Genomic DNA, 18,772 nt, shown 5'->3' with positions numbered 1-18,772 from the left:
CGCCTCACTGGAAGATGCCGAGCAGCGTCTGGAACAGGGTCTGCGCGGTCTGAATGACCTTGCTGTTCGCCTGATAGAGCTGCTGATACTGAAGCAGATTGGCTGCTTCCTCGTTGATGTTGACGCCCGAGACGGACTGCTGCGCGGTGGTGATCTGCGTCACCAGCGAAGCCTGCGCCGTGCTCGAAGTCTGAATCTGATTCGTCTGGTTGCCGATGTCGTTGACGTAGTTCGCGTACGCACCCGTCAGCGTGACCGTGCCGCCGTCCATCGATTTCGCCGTCGACAGGTTCGACAGTGCAAGCGCGTTGCGGCCGTCGTTGTTCGCGCCGGTGTTCGGCCCGATGGTGAACTTGTCGCCGGCAGCAGGCACGCCGCTGATCGTTACCGACACCTTGTTCATCTGGCCGGCGGTCGTGTTGTTGATCGTCAGACTCGCGCCGTTGCTCGACGAATACGGCACGACGGTCGTCGCGCTCGTGATCGAATAAGTGGTCGCCGGCGAGCCCGCCACGGTCACCGTCGAGCCGACCGGGAAGCCGGTGAGACCAGTGCCGTCGTATGTCAGCGTGGTCGTCGAGTTCGGCATCGTGTAGCCCGCCGCGACCGTGCCCTTCGTGATGGCGCCGGTGCCGGTGTTGGTCGACGCTGCCGCGCCGAGTACCGGCGCTGCGGCCGCGATCGCAGAGGCGTCCGTCGTCGCAGTTGCAAAGCTGTTCAACGCGCCGCGGGTCGGCTGAACCGTGAACGAGTCACCGGCGTTCATCGTGCCCGTGGTCGAAAAGTTCAGGCCGTTGATCGGCTGGCTCAGATTCGTCGCCGAGCCCACCACGCCACCCGTCGAATTGTCGGTCAACGTATAGGTGGTGCCGTTGAAGGCGAGCGTGTAGTCGCCCGTGGTTGGCTGTGCAGGGTTTGCGAACGACACGTTGAGCGATGCGTTGCCGGTGTTCTGCGTGTTCGCATAGACGGTCGGGCCGCCCACCGAGAACAGGGCGCCGCCCTGCACGCCCGCGAGCGTGATGCCGAGCGCGTTCTGCGCGTTGACCTGCGAGGCGAAGCTCACCGCAATCGCGCCGAGTTGCGCTTCTGCCGGATCGAGCGTCTGGCTGCGGAATGCGACGAGACCGCCGAGCGTGCCGCCCTCGATCTTGCTGTCGGGCAAATCCTGCGGCGCGGCGGCAGGGTTTGCGCCCGCCTGGCCGAGATACTGCACGGACAGTTCGCTGGAGTCGCCCGTCGAAGGCGTGGTGCCCAGATTGAAGCTGTTGCCGCCCGACACGAGCGGCTGGCCATTGCTCATGAAGACGCCATAGCTGCCATTGCTGTTCACCACCTGCACGCCGATCAGTTGCGACAGATTCGACACGGCGAGATCGCGCTGATCGAGCAACTGGTTCGGCGGCTGGCCTTGCGTGCTCGCGGCGGAGATCTGACCGTTCAATTGTGCGATCTGCTGCGTGTAGCTGTTGATCTGCGAAACGGTGTTGCTCAGTTGCGTGTTGACGCTCTGGCGCAGCGCGTCGTATTGCTGGCCCGCGGCATTGATCTGGTTCGCGAGTGTCTGCGCGCCGCTCATCGCCGTTTGGCGCGTAGCGAGGCTCGAAGCGTTGTTCGAGACGTTCTGCATGCCCGTGAAATAGCTCGTGACCGCGCTGGCAATACCGGCAGTCGGGCTGCCGATCAGATTGTTCAGTTGCGAGATCAGCGTGTTGTAGGTCGCGAGCGAGCTGCTGGACGACTGCGCGTTATTGAGTTGGGTCGTCAGATACTGGCTGTATTGGCGAGTCACCGTGACGGTCGAAACGCCGTGCGGCAGATAGCCGGAACCCGTGTACTGCCCACCCGTTTCCGCGAAGACCGGCGTTTCAATGGTATAGCCGGGCGTCGACGCGTTGCTGATGTTCTGGCCGGTCGTCGTGAGTCCCCACTGGGCTGCATTCAGTCCGCTGAGGCCGAGATTGATGAGATTGGACATGCGTCATCCTGAAGGGCGACACCACACATGCCGCCGCGTTACTTGAACTTAGTGTTTAACGGCTTTCGCGACGGAAAATTGAGGCCATTCACGACGCTTGCGAGAGTTTGTTTCAACGTTTGCGAGGCCGATGCGCCGGGCCTTCGCCGGCGCGTCATGTCTGGTCCGCGCGCTGTCAGCGAACCAGCGAACGGCGCTTCATTTCGAGTTGCGTGATGAGACGCTGCAGCGTGTTCTCCGCGTTGCCGGGCAACGTCAGAAAACGGAAACCGAGCTGATAACGCTGCGTGCCGTTCGGCAGCGCGAGCGAGCGGTGCGACACGAGCTGCAGATCGAGCGAGAGGCGGCCTAATCCGCCGAGCGACAATTCGCAATCGTCGAGACGCGTGCCCATGGGCAGTTCGGCGACGCGTTCGTCGGAAGTGCGCATGCCGACGCCGCCCAGCGAGAGGTCATGCACCTCGAAACGGAACGAATCGCCTTCCGGCAGACGACCGCTGCACACGTACGGATCGAGAATCGGTGCGTCGACACGGAAATACTCACGGCGTTGCACGTAGTACAGCACTTCCGGAAAGTCGGCTTCGAATGCCGGCATTCCCTCGTAACGCGTTTCGCGCGGCGTGCTGGTGACGAACTCCATGCGCACGCCCTCGGGCGCCGCGTGGAACTGACAGCTGGACGCCGCAAGCAGACCGCGGTTCTGATCGGACAACGCGCCCCAGTCGAACGTGAAGGTGCGTCCGCGCACGTCGACGTCGAGCAGGCGCGTAACGAGCTGGCCGCCGGCATATTGAACGGTAAGAAAATCGCCCCGATTGACGAGGTTGCGCAATTGAACGCCGATTTCGAGCGGATTGCGGCGGCCAAAATCGAGTGCACTGTCGTCCAGCGGAACGTGCGGCTGAAGCGTGTCGGTTTGGCCGTTCGACTGATTGGTTTCCATGGGCTTGCCGGTATGCATGTTCTTGCGGGTACGTGCCAGAGCTCCTGACGGGGCTTTCACGCGGTCTCTCATTCCCGGCCGCGGCACGCACATTCAACCGGACATGAACGCTTCCGGTATGGGGTCTAACGGATTAGCGGCAGTATCGAGCCAAAATTTAGGGGCGACTAATAATAAATTTAGAATAATCGCGCGCAAACGTTAAAGCCCCGGTAACTCGCCGATAACGCGTCTTTAAATCACCCGCCGTTTTTTCGCCGCGTGTTTGTTGCGTGTTTGTCGCGTGTTTGTGGCTTGTACGTCTGTTGTTCGGCGCGCCCCGCAAAACCGCTTCTCGCGGTCAATCCGCGCCGACCAGTCGCAATCGCGCCGCTCAGCCCATCTTTTGCATGATGGACATCAGTTTCTTCGCGTAATGCGGATCCGTTGCATAACCGGCGCGCTGCATGCCGGTCGCAAAACCCTTCACGTCGTGCGCGGAATTGATGACCTGCGCGTAACGCGGATTGCCCTTCAGCATGCTCGCGTAGTCGGTCATGGCTTCCTGATACGAATCGTATGCGCGGAACTTCTCGACCACGCGCTGCGGCTTGCCGTTCACATACTCGGTGGTAAGCGTGGACACCGTCTTGCCGGTCCAGTCCTTGGTCGCCTTGATGCCGAATACGTTGTGGCTCGTGCTGCCGTCAGCCTTTTTGATTTCGCTCTTGCCCCAGCCAGATTCCAGCGCCGCCTGGCCGATGATGAAGCGCGCCGGAATGCCGGTCGCCGCGCTGGCAGCCTGCGCGGGAGCCGCGAGCTTGTCGACGAAAGCGTCGACCTTCGGCGAGCTGCCGTCACCCTTCAACGGCGGCGTCAGCGCGCTGTTGGCCGAGTAGCCTTTGCCCATCGCGAGCTGGCCGTTCGCTTGCGCGTTGCCGTAGGCCTTGGCAAGCGCGTTGAGCGCCGCGGTCTGGCCTTCGTCGCCACCGCTGCCGCCGCCGAGCGCGTTGGCCATGCCGGCGAGTCCGCCCGCGCCGCCTGCTCCGTTCGGGCCGCTCACTTGCATGCCCTGGTTGCGCATCAACTGCTTGAGCATCGCATCCGCCACACCGATGCCCTTCTGCGACATCTGCTGCGACAACTGCTGATCCATCATCGACGTAAACGTCGCGCTGTCGTGCGAGTCGAACGGGCCGTCCTGCGGCGTCGCATCGCGCATGCTCTTCAGCATCATCTGCGTGAAGACCGCGTCGAACTGCTGCGCGGCTACCTTCATGCCGGCTTGCGGCGACGCCTTCGCCTGCGCGCTCAGCTTCGCGAAACCCTGCACGTCCAGCGCGAAGCGCTGGCTAAGATCGTTCGCCGCGGTGGCGGAATTGGTCGTATCCGAATTCATCTGCTGTCGTCCTTAGATGATTTCCAGGTCGGCGCGCAAAGAGCCCGCCGCTTTCATGGCCTGCAGGATCGACATCAGATCCGCGGGCGTCGCACCCAATGCGTTGAGCGCCTTCACCACGTCGGCGAGGTTCGCGCCGGCGGTCACTAGCTTGAGCGCGCCGTTGTCCTGCTTCACCTGAATCTGCGACTGCTTCGCCACCACCGTCTGGCCGTTCGAGAACGCGCCGGGCTGGCTCACCACCGGCTGCGTATTGATCACGACCGACAGGTTGCCGTGCGCGACCGCGCAGTTCTGCAGCGTGACCATCTGGTTCATCACGATCGAGCCGGTGCGCGCGTTCAGGATCACCTTCGCTGCGGCCTGCGCCGGCTTCACGTCGAGATTCTGCAGTTGCGCCATGAAGGCGACCTGCTGTTCGGGATCGGTCGGCGCGCGCAGTTGAATCGTGCGGCCGTCGAGCGCCATGGCCGTGCCGCCGCCGAACGCGTTGTTCACTGCAGCCACCACGCGCTGCGTCGTGTCGTAGTCCATTTCGTTCAGGTCGAGCTGCATCGTGCCGGCTTGCGACACCGACGTCGGCACCGAGCGCTCGACAATCGCGCCGCCGGCAATACGGCCGGCAGCAAGCGTATTGACCTGCACCTTGCTGCCGTTGGCGCTCGCGCCGGCACCGCCAACGGCGAGATTGCCCTGGCCGAGTGCGTACACCTGGCCGTCGGCGCCCTTGAGCGGCGTGAGCAGAAGCGTGCCGCCGCGCAGGCTCTTCGCATTGCCGAGCGACGACACGGTCACGTCGATCTGTTCACCCGGGCGCGCGAACGGCGGCAGCACCGCCGTCACCATCACCGCGGCAACGTTTTTCAACTGAACGTTCGACAGCGACGATTGCGAGTTGCTCGAACCGGCGGCCTGGTTGTTGATCGAGATGCCGAGGTTCGCCAGCATGTTGGCGAGCGTCTGCGTGGTGAACGGGGTCTGCGTGGTCTGGTCGCCCGTGCCGTCGAGACCGACGACGAGGCCGTAGCCGATCAGCGGGTTGTCACGAACGCCCTGGATCTGCACGAGATCCTTCAGGCGCTCGGCGTGCGCGGGCGTCGCCGCCGGCAGCGCCGCGCAGGCGAGCGCGACGAAAGCCAGCGCCCGGCCGATGCGGCCGGCTCGCGCGAGAAAGCGGAAAGAAACAGTACCCATGATCACCACGGCGACACGTTGAGGAAGAAGCGTTGCAGCCAGCCCATGTTTTCGGCCTCGTCGAGATAGCCTTTTGCCGAATACTCGATCTTTGCGTCGGCCACCTGCGTGGAGTACACGGCGTTCAGACTGGAGATCGTGTTCGGATTCACCACGCCCGAGAAGCGCACGAACTCGTTGCCCTGATTGATGAGCATCTGCTTTTCACCGCTTACCATCAGATTGCCGTTCGGCAGCACACCGGTCACCGTCACAGTGATCGTGCCGTTGAATGTGTTCGACGCGTTGGCGCCGCCGGTGCCGCTGAACACGTTCGCGCCTTTGGCGGTCAAACTCGCCCTGCCGAACAGTCCGGCAAGGAAGCCCGCCGTCGGCACTGCCAGGTTGGTACTGCCCGAGCGGTTTGCGTTGGCACCCGAGGACTTCGTCGCGTTGACGTTTTCCTGGATCACGATGGTCAGGATGTCGCCGACATTGCGCGGACGCTGATCTTCGAACAACGGCCGGCCCGCGTAACCCGGGTTGTAGATCGAGCCGGGCGACTGCGCTTGCGGCGGCATCGGCGGCAGCGCCGTCATCGGCTGCTGCGTGATCGGCTGCTTCGGCACGAGGCCGCAACCGCCGAGCGCGACGAGCAGCGTGAGCTGCGCGAGCGCGACGGCAGTACGCGAATGAACCGGATTACGAGTGAAGTGCGACATCTTGATTACCGCCTGATTTACAGCCTGTTAATTACCAGTGACTTCAGCGTCAGACTTGCATCTGGCTGAGCGTCTGCAGCATCTGGTCGGACGTCGTCACGGCCTTGCTGTTGATTTCGTAAGCACGTTGCGTCTGGATCATGTTCACCAGTTCCTGCACCACGTTCACGTTCGATGCTTCGACGTAGCCCTGATTGAGCGTGCCCGCGCCGTTCAGGCCAGGCTGTGCGACGTTAGGCGCACCCGACGACGCCGTTTCCGCGAACAGGTTCTCGCCCTTGGCGTCCAGACCGGCCGGGTTGATGAAGGTGGCGACCTGCATCGAGCCGAGCTGCTGGCTGTTGGTCGAGCCGGCGACGGTAATCGACACCACGCCGTCGCTGCCGATCGTGAGCGAGGTCGCGTTGTTCGGCACCGTGATGGCCGGGATCACCTGATAGCCGCTCGACGTCACGAGCTGGCCCTGCGCGTTGGTTTGAAACGAGCCGTCGCGCGTATAGGCGGTCGTGCCGTCGGGCATCTGCACCTGGAAAAAGCCCTGGCCGTTAATGGCGACGTCTTTCGAGTTGCCGGTCTGCTGCAGGTTGCCCTGCGTGTACAGACGCTCGGTGGCGACCTGTTGCACGCCGGTGCCGAGCTGGATGCCCGACGGCAATTCCGTTTGCTGCGTCGAGTTCGCGCCGGGCTGGCGGACGGTCTGATACAGCAGATCCTCGAACACTGCGCGCGATCCCTTGAAGCCGTTGGTGCTGACGTTCGCGAGGTTGTTCGAGATGACGTCCATCTGCGCCTGTTGCGCATTCATGCCGGTGGCGGCGATATACAGCGAGCGATTCATATTCCTTCTCCTATGTCGACCGGAGTGCCTCCGGTTCCATGCAAGGCACTTACTCTGGTCCCATGCAACATGGTGGCGGGCCGGCACAAGCCGGCGGCCGTTAGCTAAAGCTGAGCAACTGGTTAGCCGACTGATCGTTCTTGTCGGCGCTTTCCAGCAGCTTGGTCTGCATCTGGAACTGGCGCGCGTTCGTGATCATCGAGACCATCGCGCTGACCGGATTCACGTTGCTCCCTTCGAGCGATGCAGGCGCGACCGTCACGGCCGGATCGGCGTCGGCGGGATTGCCGTCGGCGGTGCGAAAGAGGCCGTCGTCACCGCGCGTCATGGTTTTCGGATCCGGGTTGACCAGCTTCAGCTGATCGACCGTCACCACGGCGGTCGGCGGATCGCCCGGTGTGAGCGCCGACACGGTGCCGTCCCGACCGATGGTGATCTGCGCACCCGGCGGCACCGAGACCGGCCCGCCGTTGCCGAGCACCACCTGATTCGTGGCGTTCACCAGCTGGCCGTTCTGATCGATGTGCAGATTGCCGGCGCGCGTGTAGGCCTCGCCGCCGTCAGTGGTCTGCACCGACAGCCAGCCCGGACCTTCGATAGCGACATCGAGAGGATTGCCCGTCTGCTGGATCGGGCCGGGAGTGTAGTCCGCGCCCGGCGTCGACGACAGCACGAAAGTGCGCGTGGTGTTGTCGTTGATCGAACTGCCGTCGCCGAACGCCATCGGCACGGCGCGGAAAGTCGCCAACTGCGCGCGAAAACCAGTGGTCGATGCGTTCGCGAGGTTGTTCGCAACGATTGCCTGCTGTTCGAGCGCTTGCGTGCTGCCCGACATCGCGGTGTAGATCAGCCGATCCATGATGGGTCCGTCCTGCTCGCTTACAGGTTGATGAGCGTCTGGTCGACGGTCTGCTGCGTCTTGATCGTCTGCGCGTTCGCCTGATAGTTGCGTTGCGCGGTGATCAGGTCCACGAGCTGGCTCGTCAGATCGACGTTCGAGTTTTCCACGGCGCCGCCTTGCAGCACGCCGTGATTGGTCGAGCCCGGCGCCGAAATCTGCGCGGCGCCCGATGCGTCGGTCTGCTGGAATTCGTTATTGCCGAGGTTCACGAGGCCGTTCTGGTTCGCGAAGTTCGCGAGCGCGATCTGGCCGAGCGCAGCCGTCTGCTGGTTCGAATAGTTGCCGGTCAGCGTGCCGTCAGCGCCGATGCTGAAGCTCGTCAGCGTGCCGGCCGGATAGCCGTCGGGCTGCAGCGAATTCACGCCGTCCTTGCCGCCGTACTGCGTGGTGCCGCCGATATTCAGCGTCAGTTTCTGAGGCGTCGCCGAACCGTCGGTGGTCGGCACCGAGAAGTTGAAGACGAACGGCGTGGCAGTCGCCGCGCCGGAAGCGTCGGTCGTGCCGAGCAGCGTGCCCGACGAGTTGAAGTTCGCATGGCCGACGAGCGCCGCAGTGCCGGTGGAGACGCCGGCATACACGTCCCACGTGCCGGCGGCCGTCTTGGCAAAGTACATGTTGACCGTCTGCGAGCCGCCGAGCGTGTCGTACACCGTGGTGCTCGTCGAGTAGTTGTACGTCGTCGAGCTGTTCTGGTTGAACGCCACGGGAGTCGGCGTGACGCTATAGCTGTCGCCCGTCGCCGGCACGCCGTTGAACGTGATCGTCTGGCCGTTGCCGAGCGAAATCGGCGAGCCGGCCGTGTACGTGCCGGTCGTCGACGTGCCGAGCGTGGTGTCGGTCACCGTGTAACCCGTCGCGCTCGTGAACGAGACGGTGTAGTTGTCGTTGTTCGTTCCCGACGCCGTGTTGGTGATCGTCGCGCCGGTCGTGCTCAGCGTGCCGGAATTGGTGCCTCCTGCCGTCACCTTCGGCGTGCCGAGCATCAGCGGGTCTTGCGCATTCAGGTTCAGGCCGGCGGCGATGTTGGTCGTCGCCTTCGGCGCGATGTTCGCGGTCGGCACGCTAAGCGGCACGGTCTGCGCGGTATTGATGATGCCCGAGCTGTTGGCCGCGTAGCCCATCAGTTGCAGGCCTTGCGAGTTCGTGATGAAGCCGTTCTTGTCGAGCTGGAACACGCCGTTGCGCGAGTACACGAGCGAACCGTTGTTCGACAGCTGGAAAAAGCCGTTGCCGTTGATGGCGACGTCGAGTGCCTGGTTCGTGCTGGTGATCGTGCCTTGCGAGAACTGCTGCTGCACCTGTGCGAGCTTGGTGCCGATACCGACCTGGTTGCCGACAGCCGTCGCCACCGAATTGGCGTACATGTCGGCGAATTGCGCTGCGCCGCTCTTGAAGCCAACCGTATTCGCGTTGGCAATGTTGTTGCCGATCACGTCGAGATCGCTCGACGATGCGGACAAACCACTCAAACCTTGTTGGTAACCCATGACGGTCTCCGTGTCTGGAAAGTCGTAACTGACTGAATCGAATTAGAGGATCGCGGCCACGCTGGTCAGCCCGACAGTCGAGCCGTTCGAGAGCACGAGGCCCGGCGTACCGTTGTTCTGCATGACGACGCTTTGCACCGTTGCGCCTGCGAGCGTGGTGGCCGTCGCTTGCTGACCGTTGATCGTGCCGACCGCGCTGATCGTGTACGTGCCGTCGGGCAGCGCGTTGCCGGCCGAGTCGGTCGGCGTCCAGCCCACCGGAATCGTGCCCGCCGACTGCTTGCCGAGGTCGATCGTGTTGACGATCTGGCCTGCCGAGTTCTTCACGACGACCTGCAGGTCGCTCACCGAGTTCGCGAGTTGCACGCCGAACGCGCCGGCCTTGCCGCTTGCGACCGACACGGAGTTGCCCGGCGCGAGCACGGTCGAGCCGATCAGCAGCGCCGCTTGCGACTGCTGACCCGCCGACATCTGCGTCGCGAGCGAGCTCAACGTCGTGTTCAACTGGCTGATGCCCGACACGGTGTTGATCTGGGCGAGCTGCGAGGTCATCTGCGAGCTGTCCATCGGATTGGTCGGATCCTGATTCTTCAGCTGCGCGACGAGCAGGCTCAAAAAGGTATTTTGCAGATCGGTCGCCGAAGTGCCCGACGTGCCGGATGTGCTGCCCGTCGAACTGCTCGAGCCCGAGGCACTGTTCGTGCCGTTCATCGTATCGAGCAGCGTTTGCGACACGGTCGTGCCGTTGTTGCCGATGGTGGTGCCAGTAGTCAAGGGGCTCTCCTCAGGTTCCGATCGTGAGCGTTTTCAGCATCAGGGTCTTGGCGGTATTCAGGGTCTCGACGTTGGCCTGGTACGAGCGCGACGCCGAAATCATGTTCACCATTTCCTGCACCGGGTCGACGTTGGGCAGCGTCACATAGCCGTCAGCGTTGGCCGCCGGGTTGCCCGGGTCGTAGGCGGTTTTCATCGGCGTCGGGTCGTCGACCACGCCGGTGACCTGCACGCCGCCAACCTGCTGGCCGGAGCCGCTGCGCGCGCCGCCGAGCGGAGCAACGCCGAACACGACCTGCTTGGCCTTGTACGGCTGGCCGTCCGGGCCGGTGGTGCTGTCCGCGTTGGCGAGATTCGACGCCGTCACGTTGAGCCGTTGCGACTGCGCGGACATCGCGGAGCCTGCAACACCAAATATGTTCATCAAAGAAGGCATGTTTGCTGACCTTTCCCGCCGGTTCGAGCCGGCTTCAAGTTAGTTCCCGTAGCGATTGTTCTTGCGTACTGCGTGTTTCTTTGCGTGCAGACCGTTACCCGGTTACGAGCCCGACTGGATCGCCGACAACATCGCCTTGATCTGGCTCGACAGCATCGTCATGCCAGATTCGAAGTGCAGCGTGTTGTCCGCGAACTGAACGCGCTCGGTGTCGATGTCGACCGTGTTGCCGTCGAGCGCGGGCTGCGTCGGAACGCGGTATTGCAGGTTGCCGTAGTCGTCGGGCCTGCCGCCCGCCGCGCTCAGCGTCGACTTGCCGGACATGTGGCCCGGCGTGGTCGACGCCATCGACATTCCGCTCGTCACGCCGGCCGGCTGCGCCATCGGCAGCGTCGCGGTGTTCGACGCCGTATGCGCGGCCACACCGGTCTTCTTCAGTGCGCCCGCCAGCGACGAAGCGAAGTCGACGTCGCGCGCCTTGTAGCCGGGCGTGTCGGCATTGGCGATATTCGACGACAGGAGCTCCTGGCGATAAGCGCGCACATCGAGCGCTTCACGTCCAAAGGCGAATTCGGCATCGAGTTTGTCCAGCATAAGAATCTCCGGAGAACGGTCCCGAGGCTTCCCGTGCGCCTCGCGTGAGGACTGCATCAGACGGGAAGACCTTTTTGCATGAGGTGCATCTTATGGGCCGAGTGCAAGCAGCAATCGGACGAATAACCGGGAAAGGGGGCTTCTATTCAACGTTTGCGCGAAGGGGGCTCTCAATAGAATGCAAGGCGTACCAAATGCATTCGATGGAGAACCGCATGGACCAGCACACTTTCGATCCGACGCACCGCGCGCAACGCGCGGCGGCGCATCGCCTGTGTGCGGCTGCGCTGCACGTCGCCGCGCGGCTCCTGTTGAGTTCGTCGCTGGGCGCGCCGGGTGCCGGCGCCGCCGTGCTTTGCGCGCCTGCCGCCGCTATGTTGATCGCCAATGCCGCGAACGCGGGCGAGGCGGACGGTCCCATCGTGATTGCCGGTCCGAACGAAAAGGATCCGGCGGCACTCACCGAGCTTGCCGAGCACATGCAGGCAGCACCCGCGAAACGCGCCGGCTCTGCGGCGACCCTCGCCGCCGCCACCGCACAGTCGCTGACGCGCGGTTCGACCGCGCGCGACGCCGATCCTTTCAGCCGCGCCGCCAATGCAAGCGGCTCGATCGTCATCGCGGGCTCGGGCGAAGCGCCGGCCGCGCCGCAAATGATCCGCACCAGTTTCAAGCCCGACGCGAACGGCGTCGTGACCATTCCGGCGCCGGGCCGTGCCGGTTCTGCCGCGACGAACGCAACCAGCGTCGATGAGATGCCGGCCTCCCGCCGTGTCGTTCCGGTCGTCGTGACACCGGCGCCGCAAGCGAACGGCGTGCGTCAGGCCGCCGGCGTTCAGCCGGTGGCGGCCAACGCGCCGGCCAGCGTGACGGGTCGCGCAGCGGCTGCGGCGTCGCAAGCATTGGGAGCATCGGCAACCGACTCGATCGACACGCTCGCTTCGCGCGGCGAGCCGCCACAACTCGGCGCGGACGGCAAGCTGATCCCGGCGCGTTCGAACGCGCCCGCCAATTCAACTCGTGCAGCTGCGGCGTCGCCGACGGCGCGAGTGGCCGCGACGCGGCCCATCGCGGCGGCACCCGCACCCGCACAGCAGAATCAGCGTGCAGCCGCGCCGGCGCAGCCCGAGCCGCTGCCCGGCCAGCAAGACTCTGAAGCGATCCGCACGACCGCGCTTGCGTTCCTGCAGCAGCAGTCGGCGGGATTGCCGGGGAAAGTGGACATCACCGTCGCACCCGCGTTTCCACGCGGTCTCGCAGCCTGCATGGTGCTGGAGCCGTTCATGCCGAGCGGCGCTCGCCTGTGGGGCCGCGTAACAGTCGGCGTGCGTTGCGCGGGCCAGCGTCCGTGGACCATCTATCTGCAGGCGCGCATCTCGCTGCATGCCACCTACTATCTCGCCGGCCGCGCGATGTCGCCGGGCGAAGTGCTCACGGCCGCCGACCTCGTCGCGCGCGAGGGCGATCTGACGGGCTTGCCGCAAGCCATCGTGACGGACCCGTCGCAAGCGGTTGGCTCTGTCACGTTGACACGCGTTTCCGCAGGCATGCCGCTGCGCCGCGATATGCTCAAGAGCGCGTCGGCTGTGTCGATCGGACAAACGGTACGCGTCGTCGCCGCCGGTGAAGGATTCGCGATTTCGTCGGAAGGCAGCGCGATGAACAATGCGTCGCCGGGTCAGCAGGTCCGCGTGAAGACGCCCAACGGTCAGGTTATCTCGGGCATCGTCAAGGACGGCGCGACCGTGGAGATTCAACTGTGAGCCGCGGGCTTTCCTGGCTGGCGGCCGATCCGCATGCGTCCGCCGTTTCAGGGCCGGATCGTATTGACAGACAAGGGAAAAGCAGCAGCGATTGCGCTAAAGTTTTGATCGACGCCTGCCGTTATCAGGATCAAATCGTTCAGGAAGCCAATCGTGAAAGTCGATTCCAAAACCAATTCGAATCTGCCGACGTTGAAAGACGGCGTGTCCCGCTCGCACCAAAGCGACGCGGCGACGGCCAACACCGGCGCGCAGACCGCGAGCACCGCCTCGCAAGCCACTCCCAGCGGTTCGGGCGACGCCAGCGTCAGCCTGTCGGGTCTGTCGCAGCACCTGCGCAGCCTCGCGGCGTCCGGCTCGGCCGACATCGATACGGCGCATGTCGAGTCGATCAAGCAGGCCATCAAGGACGGCACGCTGCAGATCGACTCGGGCAAGATCGCCGACGGCGTGCTGAGCACCGCACGCGAACTGTTGCAAAGCAAAACCCCGTCGACCGGCAATTAATCGACGCATCGAAGTACGGTGAATGGCCGGGCGGCGTTCGACAAACCCGACTCGCGGATCGTCCGCGAGCCGTCGTTTTCAGCGAGTTGTTGAGATGAAAGACGCCCTGCTTGCCACCCTCATCGAAGAGTATTCCGCCGTCGAGGCGTTCGCCTCCGTTTTGACGCTGGAGACCAAGGCATTGACTGCCTTGTCGCCGGTCGAACTGCTGCCGCCGGTCATCGACAAGAAAACCGAACTGATCGGCGAACTCGCGCAGCTCGAAACCCGCCGCGACGAACTGCTCGCCAGCATGGGTTTTCCGGCCGGTTGGGCCGGCATGGAACTCGCGGCCAGCACCGACGAGCGGCTCGCCGAACAGTGGTCGCTGCTGCAAAAAGCGGCCGAGCGAGCGCGCCGCTTCAACACGAGCAACGGCGAACTGATTCGCGTGCGCATGGATTACAACCAGCGGGCACTCACGGCGTTGCAGGTGGCGTTGCCGCAAAAGGCCAACTTCTATGGCCCGGACGGACGCATTCCGGCGCGCGCAGCGGTGTGATGCCGGGAGACGCTGGCACTCAGCTTCAGCGTCTCCTGCTCGCTACTCTGAATGCTGCTTATCGCGGTGCGGGCCTCGCATTGCTTTGCGGTGTCTGACACCAACGCCTGACTCGCCCGCAACTTCGTAATGCGCGGCTAGCTCGCCGCAGCAACGCAGTCGACTCAAGCAGCCTCGCGTGAACAGAAGGGTTCGTCGTCTCGACGAGCCCTTTTTGTCTTCTATCTCCTCGCCCTTCGCTTCCCGCCTGCCGCAGCCATTCGGCCAGGTGGCGCGAATCCGTCGCGCACGATCAAATCTCCTCTTTTCCCTAACGAAGTTTTCCGTTGCTAGCGGGCGTGCCGACGCGTCGCGGCGAGCCGAAGCCAACTTCATCCAGCGAGAGTGTGTAATCGTGTGTATGATTCGAGGAGTGCAATATGAACAGTGCCGAAGTCGGCAAACTGATTCTGGCGAACGGCTGGCGGCTCGTCCGCATAACGGGCAGCCACCATCATTTTCGGCACGCATTCAAAGCCGGGCTCGTGACCGTCCCTCATCCCAGGAAGGATCTGCCGGCCGGCACGCTGAACAGCATCTTGAAACAGGCAGGGCTGAAATGAAAAATCTGATCTTCCCGATCGCAATCGAGGCGGGCGACGCGCAGCACGCGATCGGCGTCGTCGTGCCGGATATTCCGGGCTGTCACTCGGCGGGAGATTCGCTGGAAGAAGCGTACGCGAACGCGAAAGAAGCGATCGAGGCGCATCTGGATACGCTGCTCGATGAAGGCTTGTCGATTCCCGAAAGGCTGACGCTAGACGAGCATCGGCGTAATCCTGACTACGCGGGTTTCACGTGGGGTTTCGTGACAACCCGGAATATTCCCGCGCTGAAGAAGGCGGTACGCATCAACATTTCGTTGCCCGAAGCGCTGGTGCATGAAATCGACGAATACGCGCAGGCGCGTGGCATGTCGCGTTCCGCTTTTCTCGCGCTCGCGGCCGAACATGAAATGGCGGACGCATGACGAAAGGCGCGGGTAACGCCCTCGCTTCACAACTCATTGCCCCGCTGAGCGTTAGCTCACGAGGCAAGCCGCTCAGGTTGCCTCGGCATTCGCCCACGCCATCTCGCGCAAGCGCGTGCGCAAACGCGCCACCGCCTGGCTGTGCAACTGACACACGCGCGACTCGCTGACTTCCATCACCGCGCCGATTTCACGCAGGTTCATGCCGCGCTCGTAGTAGAGCGACATCAGCAACTTCTCGCGTTCCGGCAAGCGGTCGATCGCCTCGACCAGCGCCGAGCGCAGACTGTCGTCAAGCAAGGCGGAAAGCGGGTCCGAGTGATCGACACAGTAACGGTCGAGAAACGGCTCGTCGTCCGCGGAACGGTCGAAGTCTTCGTAGTAGATCAACTGGCTTCCGTGGAGATCCTGCAACATCGACTGATACTCGTCGAGTGGCATGTCCAGGTGTTCGGCAATCTCGGTTTCGCTCGCCGAGCGGCCCAGATTCTGCTCTACCTTGTGTACGGCCGTCTCCACTTCTCGCGACGTGCGTCGCAAGCTACGCGGCAACCAGTCGTTGCTGCGCAGTTCGTCCAGCATCGCGCCGCGAATCCGCTGGCTCGCGTAGGTTTCGAACTGCGCGCCCTGATCTTCCTTGTAGCGACTCGCGGCATCCAGCAAGCCAATCATGCCCGCCTGAATCAGATCGTCGAGATCGACGCTGGCCGGCATTTTTGCAACGAGCTGCAAGCCGAGTCGACGCACCAGCGGTGCGTACTTCGTCAAAACATCGGCTTGGGAAATCTTTCCCTGAGCGTTATACATCGTGCTCCCCTTGTCCTTGTGCCGCCTCTCAGGCGTGCTGCGCAGACGGTTGGTCGGCGTGTTGCGCCGCTGTAACTGCCGCAGGCGCCATCCATGGCGTTTGCGACGACATCGCTGGCCGCATCGGCCAGTACTGCAATTCGGCTGCGAGGTGGCGGAAGTCGCGCGCTGCCGGTGTCGACGGAAATGCGTCGACGACACAACGCGACAACTCCTCGGCTCGCGCCATCCGCGCATCCGCGGCAATGCAACCGGCGTCTTCCAGCGCCACCGCGAGGTAACGCCCGGCCACGCCGGCCAGGTTTGCAAAAGCAGTGCGCGCGTCTTCCACGCTCTGCACGTGATTCACCAGCACGCGAAACTGCGCGATCGCATGCGCGTAGTGCAGGCGCTTCATGCACGCATACGCGTCGGTGATCGCCTGTGCCGCCATGCGCGTGACGATCATCACGTCATGAGCCTGCATCGCGAGCGCCGAGAGGTGCCCTTGCTGATCCAGTTGCGCGTCGATCAGCACGATGTCGGCCGAACCGCGCAGCACCACGCTGAACTGCGCCGCGCTATAGCCTTCGCGATGCGCACGTGAGGCGGCGAGCACTGAGAAGCCGAGCGCGTGCCGCAAAGCGGCTTCGTCGAGCGTCATCTCGCCGCGCATCACGGCGGCGAAGTTGCCCGCGCCGCGCACGCTGCCGAGCATCGCGCTCACTGACTTGTCGCCCACGCACTCGTCGATCACGAGCACATCTTTCCCCTGCTGCGCGAGCGCCACCGCAAGGTTCATCACTGTCGCCGTACAGCCGGCGCCAAGTGAGCCGCCCGTCACCGCAATCACGCGCGAGCCGCTCCGCGCGAGAAGGCGCCGCAGTCCTTCTGCCTGATCGGAGACGAGCTTATCCAAAGCGGACCTCGTGCAATTCGGCCGTCGAGCGCGCGGACAGCGCGGACAGCAATGCCGGAACATCGTCGTCATGCGGCACGAATGGCGAGTGATCGCGCGGAATGCAGAACGCGCTCTTGATCAGAAAACGTTTGGTCGCGACGTACAGGTTCTCCGGCACTTTCTGACCGGTCGACACGTAGTGCACCGGCAGCTTGTAGCGGATCACCGTATCGAGTACGCCGCCCAGGTTGGTCGCCTCGTCGAGCTTGGTCAGAATGCAGCCGGCGAGCGGCTGTTGATCCGGTCCGCGCTGATAGGCCTGCACGACTTCATTGAGCGTGTCGCCGTGGCTCGTTGCGTTGAGCAGCAACAGGCGTTGCACGGGCTGGCCCGCGCGGCTGAGCATCGCGATCTGCTCGGAAACAAGGCGATCGCGTTGGCTCATACCGATCGTGTCGATCAGCACAATGTGCTTGTTGCGCAATTCGGAGAGTGCGAGTTGCAGGTCGGCGCTGTCTTTCACCGCATGAACCGACACGCCGAGAATCTTGCCGAAGATGCGCAACTGTTCGTGGCCGCCGATCCGGTAACTGTCGGTGGTGAGCAGCGCCACTTTGCTGGCGCCGAAACGCATCACGCAGCGCGCCGCGAGTTTTGCGGTGGTCGTCGTCTTGCCGACGCCCGTCGGGCCCATCAGCGCAAAGACGCCGCCGCGTTCCATCAACGTGTCTTCGTCTTCCATGACCGGCAAATTCGATGCGAGCACCGAGCGCACCCAGTCCATGCCGTCGTCCATGTTGTCGACTTCGTCGGGCAGGTTTGCGACCATCATCTGCACGAGCTGCGCGGAAAAGCCAGCGGCGAAGAGATGCTTGGTGAGCGACGCGTGTGCCGGATTCCGGCGCTGACGATCGCCCCACATGAGACCGGCGAACTGTTCTTCCATCATGCCGCGCATTGAAGAAAGCTCGTTCATCACGGTTTCTTTGACGACCTGCTCCATGCGCGCCTTGATCGCTTCAGCGACTGCAGCAGGCGTGCGCGAGTCGTCGGTCGGCGGCAGCGTGGTCGGTGCGACCTTCTGCGCGGCGCGCCGTGCGGCAACCTGCGCGGCTTCGCGGGCCCAATCAGGCGTGTTGTCCGCCTGCGACGCGGCGGCCTTGCCCGGTTCCACGGCAGCGCCAAGACCCTTGGCCATCGCGGCGGCCGGCGTCATCGCGCCCGGACGTGTGTTGTATTCGCTCTGCGGCTCGTGGTCGGCGGCGATGCGTCGAGCGTGATCGATCAGCCAGGGATTCGATTCGGCCATCGTACGCGGCGCGTGGAGGTCCGAGGCCGGTGCTGCAGAGCCGGACGGCACGCCGGCGGCCTTCAGCAGATCGGCGCGAATGTCTTCGTTCAAACGAGCGGCGGCTGCGCGTGCGCTCGGCTGTCCGACGTGAATCTGTTGCGATTGCGGCGCCGACGCGGGCTTCGTGGCCATGCCCGGGGCACCCGGCAATGCGGTCTTGCGCGAGTCGGCCTGGCCGGCCGACGCCTTGGCTGCATTCATCGCGGCACTCATGGCCGCGCTCGGAACGACCTTCGCAGCGGGCTGTGCATCGTGACTCGCGGCCAGCGCTGAGTCGGCGAAGCTGCCCGTCGTTTCAGTGCCGGCTTCCGGGCTCGCGCCGAACACCGACGAGAACACGTCCGGCATGCCGCTCGCGTACGGATTGGCCTGCATCGGCTGCGCGGCGGACATTGCGCGCGGCGCATTCAGCGCACTCGGCGCGGGTTGCGCAGCCGCTGCATTCGTCGATGCGAATTGCGCTGCACTCGCGTCTGCGCGCGGCGCCTTCGGCGTGATTGCCGCGAGGTCGCTGTCGGCCAGGGCGACGATTTCGACGCTGCCGTCGTCCATCGTTCGATTGGACAGCACGACCGCGTCGGCACCCAGCGCTTCGCGCACGAGACGCAGTGCGTCGCGACTGGTAGCACCGATAAATTTACGAATGTTCAAGCTGGACCCCCGATGAGGTATACGGACTGACGGACC

19 protein-coding genes are annotated in these 18,772 nt (G+C 63.9%); 5 read left to right on the top strand and 14 right to left on the bottom strand.

The genetic code is table 11. The features are described 5' to 3' along the window. Positions 1–4: 4 nt before the first annotated feature. The 11 genes from flgK to flgB form a co-directional block, all read right to left on the bottom strand. On the bottom strand, positions 5–1,978 hold the full coding sequence (gene flgK, locus J2W46_RS18965; protein WP_204522546.1) for a flagellar hook-associated protein FlgK: 1,974 nt from the start codon (positions 1,976–1,978) through the stop codon (positions 5–7). A 175-nt stretch (positions 1,979–2,153) separates the two neighbouring features. Then, positions 2,154–2,924: a flagellar brake protein gene (locus J2W46_RS18960; protein ID WP_027805058.1), complete on the bottom strand. Its 771-nt coding sequence runs from the start codon at positions 2,922–2,924 to the stop codon at positions 2,154–2,156. 373 nt (positions 2,925–3,297) lie between these two features. Continuing rightward, entirely contained in the window at positions 3,298–4,302 is a 1,005-nt protein-coding gene (gene flgJ, locus J2W46_RS18955; protein ID WP_310355464.1) for a flagellar assembly peptidoglycan hydrolase FlgJ, read from the bottom strand. Between the two features lie 12 nt (positions 4,303–4,314). After that, positions 4,315–5,496, bottom strand: a complete 1,182-nt coding sequence (locus J2W46_RS18950; RefSeq protein WP_310355463.1) for a flagellar basal body P-ring protein FlgI — start codon at positions 5,494–5,496, stop codon at positions 4,315–4,317. Between the two features lie 2 nt (positions 5,497–5,498). Further along, entirely contained in the window at positions 5,499–6,197 is a 699-nt protein-coding gene (gene flgH / locus J2W46_RS18945; protein WP_204522547.1) for a flagellar basal body L-ring protein FlgH, read from the bottom strand. 49 nt (positions 6,198–6,246) lie between these two features. After that, the gene (flgG, locus tag J2W46_RS18940) at positions 6,247–7,035 is read right to left on the bottom strand and encodes a flagellar basal-body rod protein FlgG (RefSeq protein ID WP_020070751.1); all 789 of its coding nucleotides are present in this window, start codon (positions 7,033–7,035) and stop codon (positions 6,247–6,249) included. A gap of 100 nt (positions 7,036–7,135) precedes the next feature. Then, on the bottom strand, positions 7,136–7,894 hold the full coding sequence (gene flgF, locus J2W46_RS18935) for a flagellar basal-body rod protein FlgF (RefSeq protein WP_020070750.1): 759 nt from the start codon (positions 7,892–7,894) through the stop codon (positions 7,136–7,138). Between the two features lie 20 nt (positions 7,895–7,914). Beyond that, positions 7,915–9,423 carry a flagellar hook protein FlgE gene (locus J2W46_RS18930; protein WP_087752480.1) on the bottom strand — a complete coding sequence of 503 codons (1,509 nt, stop codon included), beginning with the start codon at positions 9,421–9,423 and terminating at the stop codon, positions 7,915–7,917. A gap of 42 nt (positions 9,424–9,465) precedes the next feature. Beyond that, a complete protein-coding gene (gene flgD, locus J2W46_RS18925; protein ID WP_310066047.1) occupies positions 9,466–10,197 on the bottom strand; it encodes a flagellar hook assembly protein FlgD in 732 nt (243 codons plus the stop codon). Positions 10,198–10,207: 10 nt separating this feature from the next. Then, positions 10,208–10,633 carry a flagellar basal body rod protein FlgC gene (gene flgC / locus J2W46_RS18920; RefSeq protein ID WP_027805057.1) on the bottom strand — a complete coding sequence of 142 codons (426 nt, stop codon included), beginning with the start codon at positions 10,631–10,633 and terminating at the stop codon, positions 10,208–10,210. Between the two features lie 102 nt (positions 10,634–10,735). Next, a complete protein-coding gene (flgB, locus tag J2W46_RS18915) occupies positions 10,736–11,227 on the bottom strand; it encodes a flagellar basal body rod protein FlgB (RefSeq protein ID WP_020070746.1) in 492 nt (163 codons plus the stop codon). A gap of 215 nt (positions 11,228–11,442) precedes the next feature. Here flgB and flgA point away from each other — a divergent pair, with 215 nt between their 5' ends. The 5 genes from flgA to J2W46_RS18890 all read left to right on the top strand — a co-directional run bounded on the left by flgA (position 11,443) and on the right by J2W46_RS18890 (position 15,047). Next, positions 11,443–12,990: a flagellar basal body P-ring formation chaperone FlgA gene (gene flgA / locus J2W46_RS18910; protein ID WP_310355460.1), complete on the top strand. Its 1,548-nt coding sequence runs from the start codon at positions 11,443–11,445 to the stop codon at positions 12,988–12,990. Between the two features lie 153 nt (positions 12,991–13,143). Next, the gene (gene flgM, locus J2W46_RS18905) at positions 13,144–13,497 is read left to right on the top strand and encodes a flagellar biosynthesis anti-sigma factor FlgM (RefSeq protein ID WP_087754255.1); all 354 of its coding nucleotides are present in this window, start codon (positions 13,144–13,146) and stop codon (positions 13,495–13,497) included. Positions 13,498–13,591: 94 nt separating this feature from the next. Continuing rightward, positions 13,592–14,038 (top strand): flagella synthesis protein FlgN, encoded by a 447-nt coding sequence (locus J2W46_RS18900; RefSeq protein ID WP_131321595.1) that lies wholly within the window; start codon positions 13,592–13,594, stop codon positions 14,036–14,038. A 419-nt stretch (positions 14,039–14,457) separates the two neighbouring features. Further along, entirely contained in the window at positions 14,458–14,640 is a 183-nt protein-coding gene (locus J2W46_RS18895) for a type II toxin-antitoxin system HicA family toxin (RefSeq protein WP_310355458.1), read from the top strand. Beyond that, positions 14,637–15,047 (top strand): type II toxin-antitoxin system HicB family antitoxin, encoded by a 411-nt coding sequence (locus J2W46_RS18890; RefSeq protein ID WP_310355457.1) that lies wholly within the window; start codon positions 14,637–14,639, stop codon positions 15,045–15,047. The genes J2W46_RS18895 and J2W46_RS18890 overlap by 4 nt, the downstream gene beginning before the upstream one ends. 72 nt (positions 15,048–15,119) lie before the next feature. On the opposite strand, the gene J2W46_RS18885 is transcribed toward J2W46_RS18890, so the two are convergent. From J2W46_RS18885 to flhF, 3 genes are read right to left on the bottom strand one after another with little or no spacing between them, the layout of a single operon-like run. After that, positions 15,120–15,854 carry an RNA polymerase sigma factor FliA gene (locus tag J2W46_RS18885; RefSeq protein ID WP_020070741.1) on the bottom strand — a complete coding sequence of 245 codons (735 nt, stop codon included), beginning with the start codon at positions 15,852–15,854 and terminating at the stop codon, positions 15,120–15,122. A 28-nt stretch (positions 15,855–15,882) separates the two neighbouring features. Then, entirely contained in the window at positions 15,883–16,752 is an 870-nt protein-coding gene (locus J2W46_RS18880; protein ID WP_020070740.1) for a MinD/ParA family ATP-binding protein, read from the bottom strand. After that, on the bottom strand, positions 16,745–18,736 hold the full coding sequence (gene flhF / locus J2W46_RS18875) for a flagellar biosynthesis protein FlhF (RefSeq protein WP_310355455.1): 1,992 nt from the start codon (positions 18,734–18,736) through the stop codon (positions 16,745–16,747). The genes J2W46_RS18880 and flhF overlap by 8 nt, the downstream gene beginning before the upstream one ends. Positions 18,737–18,772: the final 36 nt, after the last annotated feature.

The organism is Paraburkholderia strydomiana (assembly GCF_031456815.1).
GTDB lineage: Bacteria > Pseudomonadota > Gammaproteobacteria > Burkholderiales > Burkholderiaceae > Paraburkholderia > Paraburkholderia caledonica.
Note: the sequence above shows the minus strand (reverse complement) of the source record. Positions and strands in the feature narration are given on the sequence as shown.